Genomic DNA, 5,633 nt, shown 5'->3' with positions numbered 1-5,633 from the left:
CGGCGCCGACGGCGAGACCCTGGTCGACAAGGCGCTGGCACCCGCGGCGGTGCCGGACCTGCCGGCGGCGCTCCACGTCGCCGAGACCTGGCTGCGCGGCCAGACCGGCGTGACGCTCGCCGCGGTCGGCCACCGGGTCGTGCACGGCGGCCCGACCTACGACAGGCCGGTCCGGGTGAGCCCGGCCGTGCTGGCCGACCTGGAGCGGCTGGTGCCGCTCGCGCCCTTGCACCAGCCGCACAATCTCGCGCCGATCCGCACCCTCCTCGAGCGCCGGCCCGACCTGCCGCAGGTCGCCTGCTTCGATACCGCCTTCCATCGCGGCCGCGATCCGCTCGCCGATCGTTTCGCCATTCCGCAGGCGCTCCACGACGAGGGCGTCCGCCGCTACGGCTTCCACGGCCTCTCCTACGAGTATGTCGCCAGCCGCCTGCCCGAGGTGGCGCCCGACATCGCACGCGGGCGCGTGATCGTCGCCCATCTCGGCAGCGGCGCCTCGCTGTGCGCGCTCTCCGCCGGCCGCAGCGTCGAGACCACCATGGGCTTCACCGGACTGGACGGGCTGCCGATGGGCACCCGGCCCGGCCGGCTCGACCCCGGCGTCATCCTGCATCTGATGACCGCGAAGGGCATGGACGCGGCCGCGATCGAGCACTTCCTGTATCGCGAATGCGGTCTGAAGGGCCTGTCCGGCATCGGCAACGACATGCGCGACCTGGAGGCGTCCGACGATCCGCGCGCCGCCTCCGCCATCGCGTTCTTCGTCTACCGGATCGGGCTCGAGGCCGGCATGCTGGCGGCGGCGCTCGGCGGCCTCGACGGCGTCGTGTTCACGGCCGGCATCGGCGAGAACTCGGCGCGGCTGCGCGCCGCCGTCGCCGCGCGGCTCGCCTGGCTCGGCGCCGAGATCGACCCGGCCGCCAATGCGGAGGGGCGCAGCCGCATCTCGGCACCCGACAGCCGCCTCGCACTCCTCGTGGTGCCGACCAACGAGGAACTGATGATCGCCCGCCACACGGCCGCTCTCGTCGGCTCGTCTTCCGTCAGCAGAGGTCCCAGATGATTCCCGTCTACAAGGCCAAGATCCACGAAGGCAACCGCGGCCTGATCGTCGGCATCGCCAACGACCAGTCGATCGCCTGGGGATGCGCCCGTGCCTTCCGGGCGCTCGGCGCCGAGCTCGCCGTCACCTATCTGAACGAGAAGGCGAAGCCGCATGTCGCGCCGCTCGCCGAGGAGGTCGAGGCGGAGATGTTCATGCCGCTCGACGTGCGGGCGCCGGGCCAGATGGAGGCGGTGTTCGAGACCATCGCCAAGACCTGGGGCCGGCTCGACTTCGTCATCCACTCGATCGCCTTCGCGCCCAAGCAGACGCTGGAAGGCCGCGTCATCGACGCCGATCGCGAGGGCTTCCTCACCACCATGGACGTGTCGTGCTGGTCGTTCATCCGCATGGCGAAGCTGGCCGAGCCGCTGATGACCAACGGCGGCGCGCTGTTCACGATGACGTATTACGGCAGCCAGCGCGTGGTGCCGCACTACAACATCATGGGCGTCGCCAAGGCGGCGCTGGAGAGTTCGGTACGCTATTTGGCGGCCGAGCTGGGCCCCAAGGGAATCCGGGTGCACGCGATCTCGCCCGGCCCGCTGGCGACCCGCGCCGCCTCCGGCATCCCGGAGTTCGACGACCTGCTGGAGAAGGCGCGCGGCAAGGCGCCGGCCCACAAGCTCGTCTCGATCGACGATGTCGGCCTCGCCACCGCCTTCCTGGCCCACGACGCCGCCCGCCTGATCACCGGCGAGACCCTTTACGTGGACGGCGGCTACAACATCGTGGATTGACGGAGGGCGCTCGAACCTGATCAGATCCCGATGCGCTCGCCCGCCTCGCGGGCGGCGGCGTCGAGGGTGAGGACGGCGGCGGTGCCGGCCGTCACCGTGTCCAGGAACGACCCGAAGGCGCGCAACCAGGCGCCGCGCGCGATCGTGGCGAGCGGCATCGCACAGGTCAGCACGCCGAAGTTCACGCTCTCGCGCATGAACAGAAACTCGTCGCTCCAGTCCTGCAGGACGGCGCGGGCCGGCATCGATGGGCCGCCGAGCGTCAGCGTGATCGGCATGTCGATCAGGTCGGCCGCCGAAGGCGCGCCAGTACCGTGCGGCCGCAATCGCGTCGGCCACCAGCTCAGGCCGGCGCGGGAGGAGTCGTACGCGAAGCCCGGCACGCCGCGCCACGCGGGCGTCCCTGGGCCGGGCTCGTGTCCGGACGTCGTCCGAAATCCGCACGGCGGCGCGCCGGCGACGTCGCGGATCGCCTCGACGGCCTGCATCACGGCAGTCTCGGGGTGCGACGCTGCGGCCAAGACGCCGATCTCGTGGCCGTCGCGCACCAGGCGCTCGCACAGCGCGCGATCAGTGCCGGGGGCGTGGCCGGGCACGAACCAGGTGGAGCGCAGACCGCGATCCTTCAGGAGATCGAGAAGGCGCGCGGCGCCGACCTCGCAGGCGTCACGGTCCGACACGTCGAGATCGACGCTGAGACAGACGATGTGGCGCGGCACGTCATCCTCCCCCGCGAACCGCCGGCGGCTCGCTCACCGCCCGCGCAGGAACGGCAGCACGCTCGCCAGAAACTCCTCCGGCGCCGTCTGCGAGCAGGCGTGGCCGCCCCAGGGCAGCGTGACCAGATGGGCGCCCGGAATGCCGGCGGCGAGCTCCTCGGACAGATGCGGCGGCGTGAGGATGTCGTCGCTGGCGCACACCACCAGCGTCGGCACCCCGATCTCGGCCATGCGGGCGCGGCGGTCGAAGCCGACGATCATGTCGATGCGGGCCGCGATGTCCTCCTGCTTCGGCGGGGCGGCGTCGTTGTCGGCGATGATCTTGGCGACCTTGTCCGGGTTTCGGCTGATCCACAGCGGCGGATAGAGGAAGATCGGCCCCGCCTCGTTGTAGGCCGGCACGCCGATCTCGGTCAGCATCCGCCGGCGCACCTTGAAGCAGTGCGCGAAGTGCGGATCGGGCCCGGCCCAGCCGCCGTACAGCACCAGCTTGTCGATCCGGCCCGGATAGTCCTGCGCCAGGATCTGGCCGGCGGCCGCGCCGGTCGAGTGGCCGACCAGGCTGCAGGACGGGCAGCCGAGATGGGTGAGGAGCGCATCGATGTCGGCGGCGAGCGCCTCGACCGTGTGCACGCTGCGGCGCGAGCGCGAACGGCCCGTCGCCATGTGGTCGTGCAGGATCACCGTGAAGGCGCGCGACAGCACCGGCACCAGATTGGTCCAGTAGCCGGCGGCGCCGCCGAGCCCGGACACCAGCGCCAGCGGCGGCCCGTCGCCGACCACCTCGTAGGGAAGCTCGCCATCGGGGCGTTCGAGCATCGGCATGGTCAAGGTCCTTCTGATCGGCGGCCGGCGACGCAGTCCCGCCGCGACGGCCCGCGGTGCGGCGGCGCAGGCGCCGCGCTACTCCGGCTTGATGTTGGCCGCGCGGATCAGCTCGGCCCATTTGGCGGTCTCGCTCTTGATGAAGGCGGCGAACTCCTCGGGCGTCCCGCCGGCCGGCTCGCTCGCCTGAGACACGATGCTGTCGCGCACGTCCGGCATCTGCAGGATCGCGTTGAGCTCCTTGTTGAGCCGCGTGACGATGGCGGGCGGCGTCCCCTTGGGGGCGACGATGCCCTGCCAGTTGTACGACTCGAAGCCCGGCAGGCCGGCCTCCGCCATGGTCGGCACGTTCGGCAGCAGGCCGATGCGGTGGCTCGACGTGACGGCGAGCGGCATGATCTTGCCGGCCTCGATCGAGGGCAGCGCCGCGTAGCCCATCTCGAACATCACGGCGATGTGGCCGGCCAGCAGATCCGTCGCGGCGTTGCCGCCGCCCTTGTAGGGCACGTGGACGATGTCGATGCCGGCCTGGCGGCCGAACATCACGCCGGAGAGATGATGCGCGCCGCCGATGCCGGACGAGCCGTAGGTGATCTTGCCGGGCTCGGCCTTCGCCTTGGCGATCACGTCGGCGACGCTCTTCAGGCCCTGGCTCGGGGCGGCGGTGAGCACCAGCGGCGAGCGCTCGATCAGGATCACGGGCACCACGTCGGTCGCCGGGTCGTAGGGCAGCTTGCCCATCAGCGACACGTTGACGGCGAGCGGCGCCAGATTGCCCATGCCGATCACCGAGCCGTCCGGCGGCGACTTGGCGATCGTCGAGGTGCCGAGCACGCCGCCGGCGCCGGTCTTGTTGTCGATGATGACGGTGGCGTTCAGCGCCTTGCCGAGCTTCTCGACGATCTTTCGCGCGCGGATGTCGGCGAAGCCGCCGGCGGCGTACGGCACCACCAGGGTGACCTGGCGCACCGGATAGTCGGCGGCGGGCGCCGGCGCCTGGGCGTGCGCGGCCGGCCCGGCGGCCAGCAGGGCGGCGAGGGCGAAGACGGCGGATCGGATCATGGTCACGGCGATCTCCCGGAAACGCGACGCCGTCAGGCGGCGACGCTGGATGCTTGGACGACGGCGGGGACGAGGACGACCCCTTCCATCAGGCGGCGGGCGCTGCGGCTGAGCACCGCCTTGTCGACCACCACGGCGCCGTCGCGCCGCGACGCCTCGGCGCCGACCGGCAGGATGCCGGAGGCGTGGCCGAGCCGCACCATGCGGCCGCCCGACACGGGGCCGCCGAGCAGATCCGCCACCAGGGTGCCGGGCAGCGCCGCGGCGACGGCCAGCGCCACCGCGCCGGTGCCGGTGAGGGCGTGGTGCAGCTTGCCCATCGAGATCATCCGGGCGACCACGTCGATGTCGTGCGCCGCGACGGCGCGGCCGCTCGACGCGACATAGTCGGCGGGCGGTCCGACCAGCGCGACCTTCGGCGTCGCCGGACGGTTCGCCGTCGCCTCGGCCGCGGTCTTCGCCAGCCCCATCATCACGGCGCCAGCGGCGCGCACCGCCTCGCAGCGGGCCAGGAACGCCGCGTCGGCGTTCGCCTCGGCCTGCGCCAGCGCGGCCGGCACGCCGAGCGCCGCGGCGGCGACGATCACGGTCGGGTTGCCGGCGTCGACCAGGCTCGCCTGCACGGTGCCGAGCCCCGGCACCAGCAGCGTGTCGACCGCCTGCCCGGTCGGCAGCACGCCCTGCGCGCCGCCGCCCGGATCGATGAATTCGAGGCGGATCTCGGCGGCCGGAAAGGCGACGCCGTCGAGCGCGAAGGCGCCCTCCTCCAGAACCTCGCCGCCGCGCACCGGCACATGGGCGACGATGCGCTTGCCGAGATTGGCCTGCCACAGCCGCACCGTGCGGATCCCGTCCGGGCCCGCCTGCACCAGCCCCTGGGCGATGGCGAACGGGCCGACCGCCGTGGTGAGGTTGCCGCAATTGCCCGACCAGTCGATCAGCGGCGCCTCGATCGACACCTGGCCGAACAGATACTCGACGTCGCAGCCGGGCCGCGCCGAGGGCGACACCAGCACCACCTTGCTGGTGCTCGAGGTCGCCGCGCCCATGCCGTCGATCTGCTTGCCGTAAGGATCGGGGCTGCCGGTGACGCGCAGCAGCACGCGGTCGCGCGCGGCCGGGTCGGCCGGCAGGTCGCGGGCCTGGAAGAACACGCCCTTGCTGGTGCCCCCGCGCATGTACACG

General features: G+C 72.4%; 6 protein-coding genes. 2 read left to right on the top strand and 4 right to left on the bottom strand.

Going from position 1 to position 5,633, the window contains the following annotated elements; genetic code table 11:
• Positions 1-1,063: acetate/propionate family kinase (locus CH341_RS27495; protein WP_111422143.1), on the top strand; the 1,063-nt coding region annotated here is incomplete at its 5' end.
• A complete protein-coding gene (fabI, locus tag CH341_RS27490; RefSeq protein WP_111422142.1) occupies positions 1,060-1,842 on the top strand; it encodes an enoyl-ACP reductase FabI in 783 nt (260 codons plus the stop codon). The genes CH341_RS27495 and fabI, both read left to right, overlap by 4 nt.
• A 20-nt stretch (positions 1,843-1,862) precedes the next feature.
• Here fabI and CH341_RS27485 read toward each other — a convergent pair whose 3' ends face one another.
• From CH341_RS27485 to prpF, 4 genes are all read right to left on the bottom strand, one after another.
• On the bottom strand, positions 1,863-2,561 hold the full coding sequence (locus tag CH341_RS27485) for a polysaccharide deacetylase family protein (RefSeq protein ID WP_111422141.1): 699 nt from the start codon (positions 2,559-2,561) through the stop codon (positions 1,863-1,865).
• Between the two features lie 33 nt (positions 2,562-2,594).
• A complete protein-coding gene (locus CH341_RS27480) occupies positions 2,595-3,386 on the bottom strand; it encodes an alpha/beta fold hydrolase (protein WP_111422140.1) in 792 nt (263 codons plus the stop codon).
• Between the two features lie 78 nt (positions 3,387-3,464).
• A complete protein-coding gene (locus tag CH341_RS27475) occupies positions 3,465-4,448 on the bottom strand; it encodes a Bug family tripartite tricarboxylate transporter substrate binding protein (protein ID WP_111422144.1) in 984 nt (327 codons plus the stop codon).
• A 32-nt stretch (positions 4,449-4,480) separates the two neighbouring features.
• Positions 4,481-5,633 (bottom strand): 2-methylaconitate cis-trans isomerase PrpF (prpF, locus tag CH341_RS27470; protein WP_210208635.1); only part of this gene is annotated, 1,153 nt, incomplete at its 5' end.

It is taken from the genome of Rhodoplanes roseus (assembly GCF_003258865.1).
GTDB classification, from domain to species: Bacteria; Pseudomonadota; Alphaproteobacteria; order Rhizobiales; family Xanthobacteraceae; genus Rhodoplanes; species Rhodoplanes roseus.
The sequence above is the reverse complement of the archived record's forward strand: the minus strand, read 5'-3'. Positions and strand labels throughout refer to the sequence as shown.

Bases quoted from the DNA above. Each gene is read 5' to 3' on its own strand.
- fabI (WP_111422142.1), top strand. From the start codon at position 1,060: ATGATTCCCGTCTACAAGGCCAAGATCCACGAAGGCAACCGCGGCCTG.
- CH341_RS27480 (WP_111422140.1), bottom strand. From the start codon at position 3,386: ATGCCGATGCTCGAACGCCCCGATGGCGAGCTTCCCTACGAGGTGGTC.
- CH341_RS27475 (WP_111422144.1), bottom strand. From the start codon at position 4,448: ATGATCCGATCCGCCGTCTTCGCCCTCGCCGCCCTGCTGGCCGCCGGG.